This window comes from Acidobacteriota bacterium (genome assembly GCA_026393755.1).
In the GTDB taxonomy this organism is placed as follows: domain Bacteria; phylum Acidobacteriota; class Vicinamibacteria; order Vicinamibacterales; family JAKQTR01; genus JBAXOX01.
The window spans coordinates 229,186-245,711 of the sequence record JAPKZO010000040.1 but is presented as its reverse complement, the minus strand read 5'-3'; the positions used below and the strand labels follow the sequence as shown (position 1 = coordinate 245,711).

Annotated in this window: 14 protein-coding genes; 3 read left to right on the top strand and 11 right to left on the bottom strand. The window is 66.0% G+C overall.

What is annotated here, in order from left to right:
• Nucleotides 1-245 precede the first annotated feature (245 nt).
• A complete protein-coding gene (locus tag NTV05_18170; protein MCX6546322.1) occupies nucleotides 246-983 on the top strand; it encodes an energy transducer TonB in 738 nt (245 codons plus the stop codon).
• Nucleotides 984-1,038: 55 nt separating this feature from the next.
• A complete protein-coding gene (locus tag NTV05_18165; GenBank protein ID MCX6546321.1) occupies nucleotides 1,039-1,845 on the top strand; it encodes a PEGA domain-containing protein in 807 nt (268 codons plus the stop codon).
• 99 nt (nucleotides 1,846-1,944) lie between these two features.
• On the opposite strand, the gene NTV05_18160 is transcribed toward NTV05_18165, so the two are convergent.
• From NTV05_18160 to NTV05_18150, 3 genes are all read right to left on the bottom strand, one after another.
• Nucleotides 1,945-2,766 (bottom strand): FAD binding domain-containing protein, encoded by an 822-nt coding sequence (locus NTV05_18160; GenBank protein MCX6546320.1) that lies wholly within the window; start codon nucleotides 2,764-2,766, stop codon nucleotides 1,945-1,947.
• Nucleotides 2,767-2,834: 68 nt separating this feature from the next.
• Nucleotides 2,835-3,347 carry a (2Fe-2S)-binding protein gene (locus NTV05_18155; GenBank protein MCX6546319.1) on the bottom strand — a complete coding sequence of 171 codons (513 nt, stop codon included), beginning with the start codon at nucleotides 3,345-3,347 and terminating at the stop codon, nucleotides 2,835-2,837.
• A 17-nt stretch (nucleotides 3,348-3,364) separates the two neighbouring features.
• Nucleotides 3,365-5,545 carry a xanthine dehydrogenase family protein molybdopterin-binding subunit gene (locus tag NTV05_18150; GenBank protein MCX6546318.1) on the bottom strand — a complete coding sequence of 727 codons (2,181 nt, stop codon included), beginning with the start codon at nucleotides 5,543-5,545 and terminating at the stop codon, nucleotides 3,365-3,367.
• A 129-nt stretch (nucleotides 5,546-5,674) separates the two neighbouring features.
• Here NTV05_18150 and uvrA point away from each other — a divergent pair, with 129 nt between their 5' ends.
• The gene (uvrA, locus tag NTV05_18145; GenBank protein ID MCX6546317.1) at nucleotides 5,675-8,557 is read left to right on the top strand and encodes an excinuclease ABC subunit UvrA; all 2,883 of its coding nucleotides are present in this window, start codon (nucleotides 5,675-5,677) and stop codon (nucleotides 8,555-8,557) included.
• A gap of 17 nt (nucleotides 8,558-8,574) precedes the next feature.
• Here uvrA and NTV05_18140 read toward each other — a convergent pair whose 3' ends face one another.
• The 8 genes from NTV05_18140 to NTV05_18105 all read right to left on the bottom strand — a co-directional run bounded on the left by NTV05_18140 (nucleotide 8,575) and on the right by NTV05_18105 (nucleotide 16,454).
• Nucleotides 8,575-10,209: an NAD(P)-binding protein gene (locus tag NTV05_18140; protein MCX6546316.1), complete on the bottom strand. Its 1,635-nt coding sequence runs from the start codon at nucleotides 10,207-10,209 to the stop codon at nucleotides 8,575-8,577.
• Between the two features lie 3 nt (nucleotides 10,210-10,212).
• Nucleotides 10,213-11,709 carry a polyamine aminopropyltransferase gene (locus NTV05_18135; protein ID MCX6546315.1) on the bottom strand — a complete coding sequence of 499 codons (1,497 nt, stop codon included), beginning with the start codon at nucleotides 11,707-11,709 and terminating at the stop codon, nucleotides 10,213-10,215.
• Nucleotides 11,709-11,927: a DUF350 domain-containing protein gene (locus NTV05_18130; GenBank protein MCX6546314.1), complete on the bottom strand. Its 219-nt coding sequence runs from the start codon at nucleotides 11,925-11,927 to the stop codon at nucleotides 11,709-11,711. Before NTV05_18130 ends, NTV05_18135 begins: the two co-directional genes overlap by 1 nt.
• Nucleotides 11,928-11,958: 31 nt before the next feature.
• Nucleotides 11,959-12,135: a hypothetical protein gene (locus NTV05_18125; GenBank protein MCX6546313.1), complete on the bottom strand. Its 177-nt coding sequence runs from the start codon at nucleotides 12,133-12,135 to the stop codon at nucleotides 11,959-11,961.
• A 101-nt stretch (nucleotides 12,136-12,236) separates the two neighbouring features.
• A complete protein-coding gene (locus tag NTV05_18120; GenBank protein MCX6546312.1) occupies nucleotides 12,237-13,559 on the bottom strand; it encodes a DUF4178 domain-containing protein in 1,323 nt (440 codons plus the stop codon).
• Nucleotides 13,549-14,181: a DUF4178 domain-containing protein gene (locus NTV05_18115; GenBank protein ID MCX6546311.1), complete on the bottom strand. Its 633-nt coding sequence runs from the start codon at nucleotides 14,179-14,181 to the stop codon at nucleotides 13,549-13,551. The genes NTV05_18120 and NTV05_18115 overlap by 11 nt, the downstream gene beginning before the upstream one ends.
• Nucleotides 14,178-14,579: an S-adenosylmethionine decarboxylase gene (locus tag NTV05_18110; protein ID MCX6546310.1), complete on the bottom strand. Its 402-nt coding sequence runs from the start codon at nucleotides 14,577-14,579 to the stop codon at nucleotides 14,178-14,180. The genes NTV05_18115 and NTV05_18110 overlap by 4 nt, the downstream gene beginning before the upstream one ends.
• A 69-nt stretch (nucleotides 14,580-14,648) precedes the next feature.
• Nucleotides 14,649-16,454 (bottom strand): PAS domain S-box protein, encoded by a 1,806-nt coding sequence (locus tag NTV05_18105; protein ID MCX6546309.1) that lies wholly within the window; start codon nucleotides 16,452-16,454, stop codon nucleotides 14,649-14,651.
• Between the last annotated feature and the right edge of the window lie 72 nt (nucleotides 16,455-16,526).

Below are 16,526 nucleotides of genomic sequence, written 5' to 3'. Positions count from 1 at the left end.
ACTGATCCCCAGGAGCCCGATCGGGGCCGGACGCGATCATGAACGCCCCGATCGTGGCCGTCATGGTCGTGCTCGTCGTATTGTTGGCGCTGGCCGTCGTTTTCATCCGCCGATAGGACCCTCCCGAAGCACCTCGGCTCCCGCCGGACCCTTAATGCCTCGCCCGGAGTCTAAGCAAGCAGGCGACGACCTCTGGCCAGAGCCGGCTGCCTGACGGAGTGCTTCATGCATCCCCGGGAGGTCGTATGTCACACGAGCTGTTCGAGGATTTCGTCAGCGCCCCTGTGGCCATCCGCAGCCGGAAGTCGCGCACGATGCCGATTTCGATGGGCGTCCACGCCGTGCTCGTCGCGGTCGTCATCACGATGTCGATGGTGGGCTCGGACCTGCTGCCGGCCATGCCCGTGATGCTGGCGTTTGTCGCCCCGGCACCTCCGCCAGCGCTTCCGCCCGCGACGCCGCTCGCGCCGCAACCGGCGCACGCCGCAGCGGCGGCCCCCACCGTGCCAGCCGCTCATGCTGAGGCCGCCCCCGTGGACGCCCCCGCGGGGATCAAGCCGGATTCCGGCATCGAGCACGATCCGGGACCGGTCATCGCGTCCGGTGTCGAGGGTGGTTTGCCGGGAGGCGGTGCCGGCCCGATCGTCAGTGGACTGAATGGGCCGCCCTCACCTCCGGTGCCAGCCGCCCCAACCGGGCCCATGCGCCTGTGGAGCGGCGTCACGCCGCCGACCAAGATCAAGGACGCGCTGCCGATCTACCCGTATTTTGCCACGGTCGCCAAGGTCGGCGGCACGGTGATTGTTGAGGCGGTCATTGGACCGGATGGCCGGGTAAGCGATGCTCGCATCCTGAGATCGATCCCGATGCTCGATCGCGCCGCGCTCGACGCCGTCTTGCAGTGGATCTACACCCCGACATTGTTCAATGGGGTGCCTGTGGCCGTCATCATGACGGTGACCGTGACCTTCAAACTGAAGTAGCGTGTGCCACGGCGCAGCCTGCCATCCTATACTTGGATGCAGGAGGAGTCGGCGCATGCCGGTGTTTGACCACGAGCAGGAATCCGGACGGGGTGGCATGGGCCGCGTGCTGGCGCTCGGGGCGGGAGCCGTCGCACTGCTGGTGGCGGCGTACTTCGGCGTGACAATGATGATGCCGGTGAAGCCCGCGCCGAACGGGGCCGCGCTGTCATTACGGAGTGGACCGGCCCCCCGGTCGATCCCGAAGGCGGTCGAAACAGACCCGGCGATCGGAGAGTCGAAGGCCGCGCCCAGGCCGGCACCGAACAGGGCGAAGCCCGTGGTTGCGGCGCCCGCGCCGTCGGCGCGGATTGGTCCGGTGCTGGTCGTCGAGAGCGATGTGCCGGGCGCGTCGGTCTTCGTCGATCGCAAGTACCTCGGAACCACGCCGCTCCGCTCGACTGAGGTGACGGCCGGTGTCCACCAGCTCAATGCGTCGGCATCAGGCGAGGACGGCCTGGTGCAGGGCATCGAAATAGATGGGGCCGGCGAGACCACGATCGCGTTGAAGTTCCGCGAGGTGCGCCTCAACGTCCAGTTGGCCGCCATCCACAAACACGGCATCGGGTCGTGCGCGGGGACATTGATCGCCACGCCGGCCGGCATCAGCTACCAGACCGAGAACAAGAAGGACGCCTTCGCATTTCCGTTGCGCGATCTCGAGGTGTTCGAAATCGATTACCTGAAGAAGGAACTCAAGGTGAAGCAGCGCGGCGGCAAGACCTGGAACTTCACGGACAAGTCGGAGAACGCCGACACGCTGTTCGTGTTTCACCGCGACGTCGCGAAGGCCCGCGAGAAACTGGCCGCGCAGGGGAGGTAGGGGCCGATCCACGGCTGGACCCCGGTTGCCACCCCAACGCGGCTGCCGCGTTGGGGACCCCGGCTTTCGCCGGGGTGACGGATCGCCCGGGGGCACAGATCAGGCCGTCGTAACCCAGAAGTCGGCCAGCAGGTTCGCGGCAACCAGACGACGGTAGGCCGCCGTCGAGCGGAGATCGTCAATCGGCGCGATCTCGGTCTGCAGGATGCGCTGGGCGTCGCGCATCGAGGCGCCGGACGCGAGCGCCGCTTCGGTCCGCGGGACGCGGATGACGGTAGGTGCGACGCTGCCGAAACTGATGCGTGGCTGGGCCGCGCGGACGCCGGCCATCACGACCTTCGAGATCGATTGCGCCGCCCGCGTTCCCACTTTCCGAAAGTACTGCACGCCGTCGACCGCCGGGATTTCGACGGCCGTGATGAGTTCGTCTGGCTGCATCACGTTCTTGCGGTAGCCGGTGTAGAACGCGGCGAACGGCACCGTGCGGACCCGGTCGAGGCTCTGCAGTTCCACCAGCGCATCCGAGGCGGCCAGCACAGGCAGCGTATCTCCCGCGGGCGAACCGTTGCTGATATTGCCGCCGATGGTGCCGCGGTTCTGAATCTGAACCGCTCCGATTTCGCGTGCGGCCGAGACGATCATCGGGAGATGCCGACCGACGACGGGCGACGCGATGATCTCGGTGTACGTCGTCAGTGCCCCGATGCGCAGCACACCCTTGCGCCGCTCGATGCCGCGCAACTCATCCAGGTGCCAGATGTTCAGGAAGCGCGTGTCGGCCAGCGATCCGAAATTCAGGCCGACATAGACATCCGTGCACCCGGCCAGTGGGACCAGCGGCCCTTCAGCGCGCAGCAGCCGCAGCGCGTCGCGCAACGACCGCGGGTGACGAAAGTGGAGTGGGGTGATCGCGGTCCGCATGTCGTTCTTCTTCGTACCGTCTCTTGTCCTTCTGATATCCGGGCACGGCATGCCGTGCTCCTACGCGCTCATTTCTGCTTCCTGCTCCCAACTCCCTGCATCTTACGTCTTGCGTTATCCTGTTCCCGCCTCTCTGCTCTTGGTTCGAGGGGCCGCTCCGGAAGCCGTCCTCCCGCAGATCTGATCGCTCTATATATCCCGATGTAACCAGTACATCGGCAGAGATTGCCAGCCAGCCCGACTCGGACTTCCTTGAGCGTCGGACTAGGCCCCAGCGCGATCGCCGCCATCACCATTCCTGGCGTGCAGATGCCGCATTGCGTGCCGCCCTGTTCCGCGAACGCGCGCTGCAGGGGATGGCGGCCCTTGAGCCCCTCAATCGTTGTCACCTTCGCGTCGCGAACCTGCGCGATCGGCACGAGGCACGCGTTGACCGCGCGGCCGTTGACGATGACCGTGCAGGCCCCGCACTCGCCCTCGCCACACCCTTCCTTCGTGCCGGTCAGGTGACAATCCTCCCGCAGCACGTCCAGCAGGCGCTTCATCGGGTGCGCGCGGACCGATGTCCGCTTGCCGTTCAATACGAAAGTGATAGGTTTCAGCGTGACGCTCCGTCTCGTTTTCGGGCGCGATGAATCGCGCCCCTACGACCACCGTCGGGCCGTGTCCGGCGTCGTTCCGTCACTGCCTCAGAAATCCGTTCAGGAGTGGCCGGCACCGCGCGGATGTCGATGCCGAGGCTGCGAATCGCGTTGACGACGGCCGGCGCGACGCCGTCAAACGGCATTTCACCGATGCCTTTCGCGCCGTACGGCCCATGAGCATACCCCCGCTCCAGGACGAGGACATCCATCGGCGGCGTATCGAGCGTCGTCGGGATAATGTAGTTGGTCAGCTGCGCATTGGCCATCGCGCCGTCGCGCATGACGACGTCCTCGAGCAACGCATAGCCCAGGCCCTGCACCGTGCCGCCTTCGATCTGACCCCTGACGCCCAGGGGGTAGATAGCCTTGCCGACCTCCTGCGCCGTGGCCACTCGCGTTGGCCGCACTTCGAAGGTCACTGGATCGAGTTCGACCTCGACGATATCGCAGCCCCAGCCGAACGTCCCGTATGCGGAGCCGCGATAGGTCTCGTCATCCCAGACGAGCCCCGGAGGCGGCTCATACTGCCTGGTGATGACGAGCGGGCCGTGCTTGCGCCGGTACTCGGCTGGCGAGAGCGACCCCAGGCGCTCTCGCATCTCCCCGGCACATCGCTGCAGCAATCCGCCGACCACCATGGTTGTGCGGGAGGCGACGGTTGGTCCGCTGTTCGGCACGAACAGCGTGTCGGCGGCTTCGACTTCGACGTGGTCGATCGGGATGCCGAGCGCGTCGGCCACGATCTGGGCGTGCACGGTGCGCTGGCCCTGGCCGATCTCGGTGCTGGCCACCAGAACGCGCACGCCGCTGGTCGTGAGCTCCAGAGAGGCCTTCGATGCGAGGTACACCTCGCCGCTGCCCGTGAAGCCCGCGCCATGAAAGAACAGCGACAGACCGATGCCACGGTTGGTGCCGCGAAACGCCCGGCGCTTCTTGTGGAAGTCAGCACGCGCGACCGTTGCGCGCAGCACGTCGAGCGCGGCCGTATCCGGGCCGAGCGTCTGCCCCGTGGCTGTCACATCGCCCGGTATGAACGCATTCTTCTCGCGGAGCCGGACCGGGTCCATTCCAAGCGCCTCCGCGATGCGCTCCATGTGGACCTCCGCGGCGAACAGCGTCTGGGGCGCGCCGAATCCGCGGAAGGCGCCGTTGGGCGGCGTGTTGGTCATCACCACACGCCCGTCGACGCGCACGTGTTCGCATCGGTATGGGCCGGTGGCGTGGATGCATCCGCGCGAGAGCACCACCGGGCTCAACGTGCAGTACGCTCCGCCGTCCATCACCACCGAGATGTCCATCGCCACGAGCCGTCCGTCGCGCATCACGCCGGTCCGGTGTCGAACGATCGACGGGTGGCGCTTGGTGGTGGCCATCATGTCCTCGACGCGGTCGTAGACCATTTTGACCGGCCGGCCCGACGCGAGCGCGAGGAGGGCGGCATGGCCCGCGATGATCGACGGATAGTCTTCCTTGCCGCCGAAACCGCCGCCGGTTTCGGCTTGCACCACGCGCACCTTGTCGGCCGGCAGCGCGAGCAGCGTGCAGAGCGCCTTGTGCACGTAGTACGGGCACTGCAGCGATCCGTACAGGGTCACCCCTCCGTCACCAGGCACGGCGATCATGCCGTTGGGCTCGAGATACAGGTGCTCCTGGTGACCCGTCCGGTACTCGCCCTCAACGACCACATCGGCACGTGCGAACCCTTCGTCGAGCGACCCCTTCTCGATTCGCACGTGCTTGAAGACCCGTTGGGATCTGTCGGCGTCGAAGACCGGTGTCGCAGCGCGGTAGTTGATCTCGACGCGTGCGCCGAGAAGGCGTTCGGGATCTTCGTGCGCGACCAGCAGAATCGGTTCCGCGGCATGGTGGATCACCCGGTTCGCCAGGCATGGTTGATCGTCGGTGATCAGCGACACCACGTTGCGCCCGGGGATATCGCCCGCGTCAACGACGGTGAACCCTGATCGGTCGAAATCGAATCTGATGCCTGTGATCTCGCCGCACGGGATGGAGGATCGAATGGTGCGGCCATGGAGGAGCCCGGGCCACGTGAGGTCGTCAACGTAGCGGGCCGTGCCTCCAGTCTTGGCCGCGCCGTCCTTTCGCGCGACATTGCGGCCGACGTGCCGGCTCATGCGGATCCTCCCAGGGTGCCTCGATTATACAGGTGCGCATGCTAGAATATTTGATTGTACGATCGCTCGGGAGCCATACAGAGAGGCTGCTGGCTAGTGATGCATTCCGAACCCCGAGCTGTACATCCTATGACCCAGCGCTGGATTTCGGTTCGCGGCGCGCGTGTCCACAACCTCAAGAACATCGATGTGGACATCCCGCGGCATCAACTCGTGGTCATCACGGGTCTGTCCGGGTCCGGAAAATCCTCACTGGCGTTCGACACCCTGTATGCGGAGGGGCAGCGCCGCTACGTCGAGTCGCTCTCGGCCTACGCCCGCCAGTTTCTCGAACAGATGGAGAAGCCGGACGTCGATTCGATCAGCGGCCTCTCGCCCGCGCTCTCGATCGAGCAGCAGACCACCGGTTCGAATCCCCGTTCTACGGTGGGCACGGTCACCGAGATCTACGACTACCTCCGCCTGCTCTTCGCCAATACCGGCGTCGCCCATTGCCCGGTGTGCGACAGGGAAATCGCCTCCCAGACGGTCGACCAGATCGGCGCCCTGGTGATGGCCTATCCCCACGAGACGCGGATCAGCGTGCTGGCTCCGGTTGTGCGCGGGCGCAAGGGCGAGTTCAAGAAGGAACTGGCCGGATGGCGCCAGCGGGGCTTTCTCAAGGCACGCGTCGATGGCGTGCTCAAGGCGCTCGAGGACGACATTCCGCTCGATCGGCGCCGTAACCACTCCATCGACATCGTCGTCGATCGACTGATCGTGCGGCCGGGCATCGAGCGGCGCCTCCTCGAATCGGTGGAGATGGCGCTCGGCCTGGCCGGTGATGTCGTCGTCATCAACTCGCTCGACCAGGGCGATCGGCTCTTCTCCCGCACGCTCGCCTGCGTCGTCTGCGGGATCAGCATTCCGGAGCTCTCGCCCCGCGCGTTCTCCTTCAACTCGCCGCACGGCGGATGCCCCGACTGTCAGGGGCTCGGCGCGCTGTGGGATTTTGATCCCGACCGGATTGTGCCGGATCCAGCGCTGTCGCTCGCTCAAGGCGCCATTGCCCCCTGGGCGCGCGGCGACGCTCGCCTGGTCGCCGAGGCCATTACCGCGCTGGCCCGGAACTTCGACATCGACCCCTCGGTGCCGTTCGGCCGCCTGCCGCGCAAGTCGCGCGATCTGCTGCTGTACGGCCCGTCGGCAGCCGGACGGGCGGGCCCCGCCAACGGCGGCACCGTGTCAGCCAACGGCGCCAGAAGGGCTGCGAAGCCCATGTCGGCTGCGGCCCGCGAGCGCGATCCCTATGGCAAGGGTTTCGAAGGCATCATCCCGAACCTCCGCAGGCGCTACGAGAACGCCACCTGGGTCGATCAGGCCGAGATGGAGCCGTACCGCGCCCTGCGTCCCTGCGGGGGCTGCCGCGGCGAACGCCTTCGGCCGGAGAGCCGGGCCGTTCGGGTCGGGGGCCGCACCATTTCGGACTACGTCAATCTGCCGGTCGCCGACGCGCTCGCGGTGATGACCGACCTCGCGCTGACCGATCGGCAGGAACTGGTGGCCGGACGCATCCGCCGCGAAATCGTCGATCGCCTCAGATTCCTGGTGGATGTCGGCGTCGGGTACCTGACGCTGGGCCGCAGCGCGGCGACCTTGTCGGGAGGGGAGGGGCAGCGCATCAGGCTCGCGACGCAGATCGGCGCCAACCTCCGGGGCGCCCTGTACGTGCTCGATGAACCCTCCAGCGGCCTGCATCAGCGAGACAACCTCAAGCTGCTGACCACGCTCAAGCGGCTGCGCGATCTCGGCAACACCGTGATCGTCGTCGAGCACGACGAAGAGACCATCCGCGCCGCTGATTACGTGATCGACCTGGGACCGGGAGCTGGCGAACATGGCGGGCAGGTGATCTTTCAGGGCACTCCCGGCGCGCTGCTCGCCGAAGACCGCCGCTCGCTGACCGGCCAGTACCTCCGCGGCGAACGCGCCATCTCGGTGCCTGGCTCCCGCCGCCTGCCCCTGCGCGGCGACCTCGTGGTCCGCGGGGCCCGCGCCAACAACCTGAAGCGCATCGACGTGCGCATTCCGATCGGCATGTTGACCGCGGTCACGGGTGTCTCCGGGTCGGGCAAGTCCACGCTCGTCAACGACATCCTCTATCGAGCGCTGGCCCGCACGCTCTACCGCGCCAGAGACGAACCGGGGGCCCACGACGCCATCGACGGGATCGAGTTGATCGACAAGGTCATCGAGATCGACCAGTCGCCGATCGGCCGCACGCCGCGCTCCAACCCGGCCACCTATACCGGGTTGTTCACGTTCATCCGAGAGCTGTTCGCCTGGTTGCCGGAATCCAAGGCACACGGCTTCAAACCCGGCCGCTTCTCCTTCAACGTCAAGGGCGGCCGCTGCGAGACGTGCCAGGGTGACGGCGTCATGGCCATTGAGATGCACTTCCTGCCGAACGTCTACGTGACGTGCGAAGAGTGCAAGGGGCGCCGCTACAACCGTGAGACGCTCGACATCAGGTACCGGGGACGATCGATTGCCGAGATCCTCGATCTGACGGTGGACCAGGCGCTGCCCCTGCTCGAGCCGTTTCCTCCGATTGCCGGCAAGCTTCGCACGCTGCAGGACGTCGGCCTCGGGTACATCAAGCTCGGCCAGTCGGCGACCACGCTCAGCGGCGGCGAAGCCCAGCGCGTGAAGCTGTCGAAGGAGCTCTCGCGGCGCGGCACGGGCCGCACGCTCTACATCCTCGACGAACCGACCACAGGCCTGCACTTCGACGACGTGAAGAAGCTGCTGGATGTGGTGACCAAACTGGTGGACCAGGGCAACACGGTGGTCGTGATCGAGCACAACCTCGACGTGATCAAGACGGCCGACCATCTGATCGATCTGGGACCCGAGGGGGGCGAGGCCGGAGGGCACATTGTTGCCGAAGGGTCGCCCGAAGAGGTCGCCGCCATCGAGCGGTCCTACACCGGCCGCGTGCTGAAGGCCTTCCTGGCCGGCAGGGCGGGATAGGACGCGGCGCGCGGCTTTCAGATCGACGACGTGTGGGCGACGTGGTGGCGCCGCAGGACGCGTTCGGCGGCGCCGACGCCCCGGTACTGCGCTTCCTCGAACAGCGAGAACCCGCTGACGTCCGAGTGCGCGAAGTGAAGCGGCCCCTCCAGCGCGGCCACCCGCTGTCGTGCCTGACCCCATACGAACCCGGGCCGCGGCGTGATCATCGCGTGCCCCCACAACATCATGTCGAGATTCGTCACGAGCGACGCGATCTCGGGATGCGGGCGCGACAGGTCCTCGAGCATGAAATCGGCCCACCCCTCCCATCCGCGCGAAAGCAGCCGCGTCCGTGCATCAGCGGTCGGGCGGCCGGCCAGCGCATGGTAGAAGGTCAGCACCGTCTCTCGCGGACGGCTCTGCAGGCTCTGGTGCGTTGCCACGACGTACCCGAGCGTCGGGCTCTTGTAGATGACGTTGTCCCACGCGATCGGCGCACCAGCGCGAGCCGTCGGAAATGCGCGGAGCGTCAGGTTGGCGACCAGCCAGGGTGCGTAGTCGAACCGGCCCAGGTCGTGCCGAACCTCCGCCGGGAGCGTCGGGACCATATAGTTCGCAAATGACGACGGGCACGCCAGGATCACATCGTCGGCGACGAGCCTCGTCGTGACGCGTTCCCGGGTGTTGTACGTGTCGACCGTCACCCCGGTTCCGGTGGGCGTGATGCGGAACACGAGCGAGCCGCGCGTCACATGGCGATCCAGCGACTGTGCAAGGCGGGTGACGATCCAGCCGATGCCTTCCGGCCAGGTGAGCAGGGTGGTCTCCGACTCGCGCGCGCTCTCGCCCTCGCGGCTCGCGAAGTAGTGCACGCCGGCCCACGCGGAGACGTCACTCGAGTGACTGCCGTAGTCGTCGCGGCAGCAGTAGTCCACGTACCAGTGCAGCGCCGATCCGTCGAGCTTCCGGCCAAGGAGGAAGTCGCGCATCGAGATCCGATCGAGTGCCAGCAGATCAGGATCGCGGGCACTCATCTCCATCGGGATGGCGAACGCCGGCCGGCCGGCCACGTCGCGCCGGTCCCGATAGCCCGCGATCAGATCCTGGAATCGATCCAGTTGATCGAGTTCGCGGCGGCTGATCCCCAGCGTGGGCACGAGGCCGTCCTGCCACTTGCCGTTGATGTACAGGCGCTCCTCGGGGGCGCCGCAGACGAACGTCTCCTCGTATACGGGTTTGCCAGCGGCGTCGTAGCCCTGGATGATGCCGAGTTCCTGGAACAACTCGCGCACGGCGCGCGATTCGCGGGTGGGAAACGGCACGTAGTGGGCGCCCCACGGGAACGCGCTGACCGCGTTCCGCCCCGATCGCGCGTTGCCGCCGGCGTCGGCTTCCAGTTCCAGAATCTCGAAGTCGGTGAATCCCGACTTTCGGAGCTTCCAGCCGGCCGACAGGCCCGAGACGCCGCCGCCCACGATGACCACCGGCACACGCCGCTCAGCCTTCGGCGCCGGCAGGCCGCCCTGCCTGAGCAGGTGTCCGACGCCCTCGGTCGCGCCGACGATGCGCCCGTCGAAGCTGAATCGGCGGCCCGACGATCGCGAGCATCCCGACACGGCCAGGGAGGCCGCCACGCCGGCCGAACCGATCAGGAATTGTCGTCGCTTCATGATCTACTGCGTCACCTGGTGCCACTCGGCGTCGTAATACTGGACCAGGATCTGATTGTCGAGGCGGTTCAATTCGACCGCCACTGGCTGCATGTCCGGTGGAAACAGGAACAGCTGTCGCAGCACGTCTGGCGTCAGGAATCGCAGCCCCGGCGGCATCGCCGCTGGCAGGTGATACGGCCGCCGCGACGCCATCACGAAGCCCCATTCGCCAAACGACGGGACGTAGACGTGATACGGCAGGACCGACAGGCCGACCGATTCGATGGTCCTGGCAATGCACCAGTAGGACTTCCTGGCGAACAGCGGAGACGTCGCCTGCACGCTGATGATGCCCTGGCTGGACAGGTGGCGCTCGAGCAGGCGATAGAACGCGGTCGTGTAGAGCTTGCCGATGGAGTGGTTGGTGGGATCGGGGAAGTCCACCACGACGAAATTATAGAACCCGGGATCCGATTGCAGCCAGATGAAGGCATCCGCGTTGACGACCTTGACGCGGGCGTCGGCAAAGGCATTCTGGTTCAAGGCCCGGAGTGCCGTGTTGGACGTGAACAACCTGGTGACCTCGGCGTCCAGATCGACCAGCGTGATCGCGCCGACATCGGGCCGTTTGATGATCTCCCGGAGCGCGAGCCCGTCACCCCCGCCCAGCACGAGCACCTGCGTCGGGCGCGCCACGGCCTGAAGTCCCGGGTGGACGAGCGCTTCGTGGTATCGGTACTCGTCCTTCGAGCTGAACTGGAGGTGCCCGCCGAGAAACAGACGGATGTCGTCCTGCCAGCGTGTGACGATGATGCGCTGATAGGGAGTGGTCCTGGCCAGGATGATTTCGTCGGCGTAGAGATTCTGCTCGGCGTAGCTCGTGATCTGATCGGCGAATCCGAAGCCGGCAGCCAGCACGACGACTGCGGCGATCGACTGGCTGGTCAACGCCCGCACGCCGGGCAGGTCGCGGCGGAACATCCACGCGGTGGCGAGCGCCACCGCCGCATTCAGCAGCCCGAACAGCAGGCACGTCCGCACCAGCCCCAGCCTGGGGCCGAGCAGCAGGGGAAACAACAGCGACGCCACCAGCGCGCCGAGGTAGTCGAACGTCAGCACCTGCGACACCAGATCCCGGAACTGGATGCGTGACTTCAGAATCCGCAGCAGCAGCGGAATCTCGAGTCCGACCAGGATGCCGACGGCGATAACGAACCCGAACAGCACGAGGCGGAGCGATCCGAGATAGGAGAACGCCAGGAACATCGACGCCGCGGAGAACCCGCCGACCAGCCCCACGGCAATCTCAATCTGGATGAACCGCATGATGAGCCCGCGGCCGATGAACCGCGAGAGGTACGAGCCGACGCCCATCGCGAACAGGTACATGCCGATGATCGTGGAAAACTGCGTGACCGAGTCACCCAGCAGGTAACTGGCAAGCGCCCCCGACACAAGCTCGTAGACGAGCCCGCAGGACGCAATGGCGAACACCGACAGCAGCAGGGCGTAGGTCACTACCCGTGGATCGCCGCGGCGATGATGACGCAGATGCCGAGCGACATCGCGCCGACCACGATCGCCAGCGCCACGTTGTGGTCCTCGATGATCTCCTTCCACAGATGGTAGGGCGTCAGTCGATCGATGACGATAAACGACAGCCCGAACACGATGATGCCGAGGAAGGCGTAGACCACGGCGTTGACGACCGCGGAAAGTTGGGTGATGCCAGTCATGGGGTTGTCCTCACGGAAGCGTGACCGCCGTTTACTTGTGATAGTAGCGCTGGTACACCGTGCGATAGGCGCCCGGGTTGTCGCGGATCGACTTCGGCACGTTCTTGACCTCGTCGTAGCTGGTCAGGCTCCACCCGGTGTAGTTGGCCCAGCCCAACAGCCCCAGCACGACCACTCCATACGTCAGAAATGCCCAGATGCGTCCCACGTTGTCTACTCCAATCCGCCAGCCCTGAGCGAAGGCCGAGCATCTGACCTGAGTCGAAGCCCGCAGGGCGACCTGCTCCCGGTCTTCATGGGCAGGTCGGGCTATTCCGAATCGTCCGAACCGCCGCTCGACACCGGCGCGTCATCGCTCTCCGCCCACCGCTGCGTTTCGAACGACCGGCTCCGAATCCAGAACAGGAGCGGATAAATGCTGAGAGCGACGAGCGCCACAGGCAGGAACCAGAGCCTCGGCACGTCACGAACGACCTTGACGGCGTAGTTGATCGGAGGCGCGTCAGACTCGGGCTCGATCCGAAGATAGTACTGACCCGCCCGCACACTCGGCAGAATCGCCCGATCCGACCGTCCCCCTTCGGACCACGACTCGCCGCCCTCGACGCCGCTGTAGTAGCTGACCTCACGCCCGAAGTCGTACGCCTGGCCGCTGTCCAGGTTGATGAGCGCCATGCTGAGGTAGATCCACTTATTGCTGAGATCGGCCGTGGTTTCGACCATGACGTTGGACCGATGGCCAGTCAACTCGAAGGGCTCGGTCACGAGCGCCTTTCCACGCTCCTCCTGTGTGAATGTGTACGACTGTTCGAAGACCTTGCGATTCTGCGCCAGCGCGCAGCTGGCCATCTGGACGATGACCGCAGCCGCGACCAGGCAGGCAAATGCCTTGCCGAGCACCGTCGCCTTTGCCGAAAGCGGCGAGGGTTGATTGGCGTACACGCCAATCCGGCTGGGCATCGAGGTCGTCACGCCGAACGCCTTCGCCACCGCATCAGGTTCGACGTACTCGCCGAGCGACCACGTCGTCTCTTCTCCGGTCTCCTCCTTGCTCAGCATGAGCGGAGGCATCACGTAGTCGGATACCCGCGCCCTCTCGCCCACCGACACGCGCCAGTAGAACTCGCCGAGCACGTAGGTGACGCGGGCGTCCGCGCTCTGGAAGCGCCTGAACGCGCTGCCCAGGTACCTCACGGTCTTGTCGCCGTCGTCTTCGGGTTGCCCCGTCGTCGTCTTCACGTCGTTCCAGTGGCCGTTGTACTCGGTGAGCCAGCGGAAGCCCTTGTAGGGATTGAAGAGCAGATACTCGCTCCACTCGTAGTCGGTTCCGTCCACCGTGATCGCACGGCACATGAAGCCGATGACCTCGTACGGATCTCCCCGCAGCGTCCCGCGCGTGCCCAGTGGAATGACCGGATGGCGGGTGAGCGTGGCGTTGAACGTCGAGATCACCCGGAGATCGTCGCTCGAGATGTCGACCACCGACCCGCACGACCCGCACGCGATCGTGGTGGTCTGGCCCAGCCCACGCACCTCGAGCCGGCCGGCGCATTTCGGGCACTGGAGCGCCCGGACCAACGGCGCCTGCGGCGTCGCGAGCGGCGAGGGGGTGCGCGGGGAGCTACCAGCCATCGATCTGCCTCAAGCCGGAGAGCCGGAGATCATCAAACGCCACGTACGTGCCGAGAAACACGATCGGTGGATCCTCGCTGTAGTCGAGCGTGGCACACGACGCCCCGGCACCAGTGAGGTCGGCGACCGGCGCGTCGTAGCCGCCGCCAATCACGAACGGCAGTTCGCCCTCGCCAGCCACGCAGACGCCGCGCTCGACATCGGTGACGCGAAACGCCCGCCCGTCAAGCACCACCTGCTGACCAGGCTTCAGCGCGTCGAACGCCGGGATGGAATCCTGCACCGGCGTCGCGAACGACACCATCAAGGTGCCCTGCGCTTCTCCCAGCCATCCGCTGCGCGCATCGTCGAACAGCAGGTGCCACTCGTTCCAGAGGCCGTGATCGTAGCGGAGCTGGATACGGCCGACCGCCGTAAAGTGCACCGATGCGTACCAGCCCTGGACGCCCAGCTGGAACGGCGAGCCGTCGACCTGGAGTTCCGCCATGCGGCCGAGATTCTCCACATCCAGATCCTTGCGGAGAATCGACGAGCGGCAGTACGCGCACACCGCCAGAATCGAGATCGACGACTGGAACGTGTTCGGGCCGCCGCAGGTGGGACACGTGAAGGTGCGGCTCATCGCGGGATCACGCCACGATCCGACTTGGCCGATGCGAGCGACCGATCCGGCGCAGCGCCGTAGTCGCGCTCGTACTGGGTCGCCCGCACCGAACAGGCCCCGAGCGCCGGCGTCAGCAGCGACAGCCAGTCCGGGCACGCGCGCGGGGTGCAGCAGAACAGATTCAGGCTCGCGGAGGCGAACTCCGGAAACGTGTGAATCGTGAGGTGCGATTCCTGCAGCATCCAGATGGCCGTCACGCCGCCGGTCGTCGGAAACTGGTGCCACGCCGGGCGGCCGATCGGCCGCAGGCCCACCTGTTCCACGATCGTTTCGAACAGGCTCACCATCGCCCGCGGATCCTGCAGCGGTGCCACGTCGCACGCCGAGACGTCGATCAGCCACTCCACGCCGTTCACGTCCCGTACCCTACGGGATTGCGACCGACGGATCAACAGTAATCAGCCCGTGGTGAGAGTGGGAACCGTCTACGATTGGATGGGGAGCGGAATCTGCGAGTGGGTCGGGTCGAGCGGAAACACCACCGTGACCGACGTGCCCTCGCCCGGGACACTTTCGACGGCGACGGCCCCCCCCATCGCGTGGGCTGTACCGAGCACCGCGGGAAGGCCCATGCCCCGGCCTTGAAACTTGGTGGAAAAGAACGGATCGAAGATGCGGGTGATCGTCGCGGCGTCCATGCCCACACCCTGATCTTCCACCGACACGCACACATACCGTCCAGGCGGGAGGCGCTCGCCGGCGATCCACGGGCGCGGGTTTCTCGCGGCGATGTCTTCGATTCGCGTGCGCACCAGGGCCTGTCCTGGATGGGTGGCCATGGCTTCTGCCGCATTGGTGACCAGGCTGGTCAGCACCTGCCGGATGCGTTGGCGGTCCGCCTTGATGGGCGCGCCGTCCGGAGTCAGATCGAGCGCAAATGTCGCCCCGGGCGGCATCAGGGCGTTGAAGAACTCAATCCGGTCGCCAATCTCAGCATTCAGATCGAAGGACTCGACTCTTGTGAACACGCCGCGTCCGGCGTAGGCGAGCAACTGAGCCGTCAGGTTGGACGCGCGCTCGCCGGCGCGCAAGACGACCTGTAGCGTCTCGCGCACGCCGCTCTCTGGCGGCAGATCCTCGAGGGCAAATGCCGTGCCGGTGAGCACCGCCTGCATCAGGTTGTTGAATTCGTGCGCAATGCCCGCCGCCAGCGTCACGATGCGCTCGGATTCACGCCCACGAGCCAGCGCCTCCTCCGTGCGCTTCTGTTCCGTGAGATCCCGCGAGACGCCAACAAGCGCAATCGGAGCGCCAGCCTCGTCGCGCACGATGGCGGTCGAGAGGTAGACGGGGAAGTCGGTACCGTCCTTCTTCCGGTTCCAGATCTCGCCACTCCATTTGCCATGCAGCGTTGCGGGCAGAATTTGTCCAACGACCTCTTCGGGCGTCTTGGGCGACCGTACGATCGAGATTGACCGACCTTGCAACTCCGCCTCTTCGAACCCAAAGGTGTCGCAATACGCCTGATTGGCGAAAAGGATCTGGTTGTCCATGTCGGTGACGACGACGCACTCGCCGACTGACCGGATCGTCTGCGCGAGCATCCGAATGTCGTACTCCGATCGCCTGTGGGCCGTGACGTCCCGGCACCGCCAGATCCGCCCGACAACTACCCCGTCGATCCGCTGCGGCGCCCCGAACAGTTCCACGGTCCGACCGTCTTTGAACTCCAGCACGCTGGTGTATTCCGACTCGCTGTTGGTCCGCAACCGCTCCACGCTCGTCGACAACACGTCGGGATTGCTCAACTGACTCTTCGCGTACCGAATCAGCTCCCGCGCGGGTCCTTGCATCATGGATTCCTCCATGAGCCACATCACGAGAAACTGCCGGTTGAATGTCAGGACCGTGCCGTCGAAGCCGGCCACCAGGACCCCGTCCAGATTCGATTCGAGCGTGGCCACCAGGAGCGCGTTGGCGCGAGCGACGCCCTCGGCCACGCGACGGCGCGCGTTGGCTTCGGCGACCACCTCGTCGTGCAGTGCGTCGCGCCAACCCAGCACAACATAGCCGGCCAGCGCAGCGACCACGCTCGAGAAGACAACCGTGACGAGGTGGGATTCCCATACCGTGAGGTCTGGGTGCAGCCACTGTTTGATGAACTCCAGAACCAGCATGACCGCGGCGACTCCGCCGGCCAGCGCCGCGACCTCGACCACCCGCCGCCTCGCACGCACGACGGGCGACGTGGCCATCGGCTGACCGTCAGAGTGCTGGGAGACAATCGACATCTGGCTGTCCAATCGCGCTCGACCTGTCTGTACTCACCGGTGGATGGAATCGGGGTACAGGAATTCCTATCT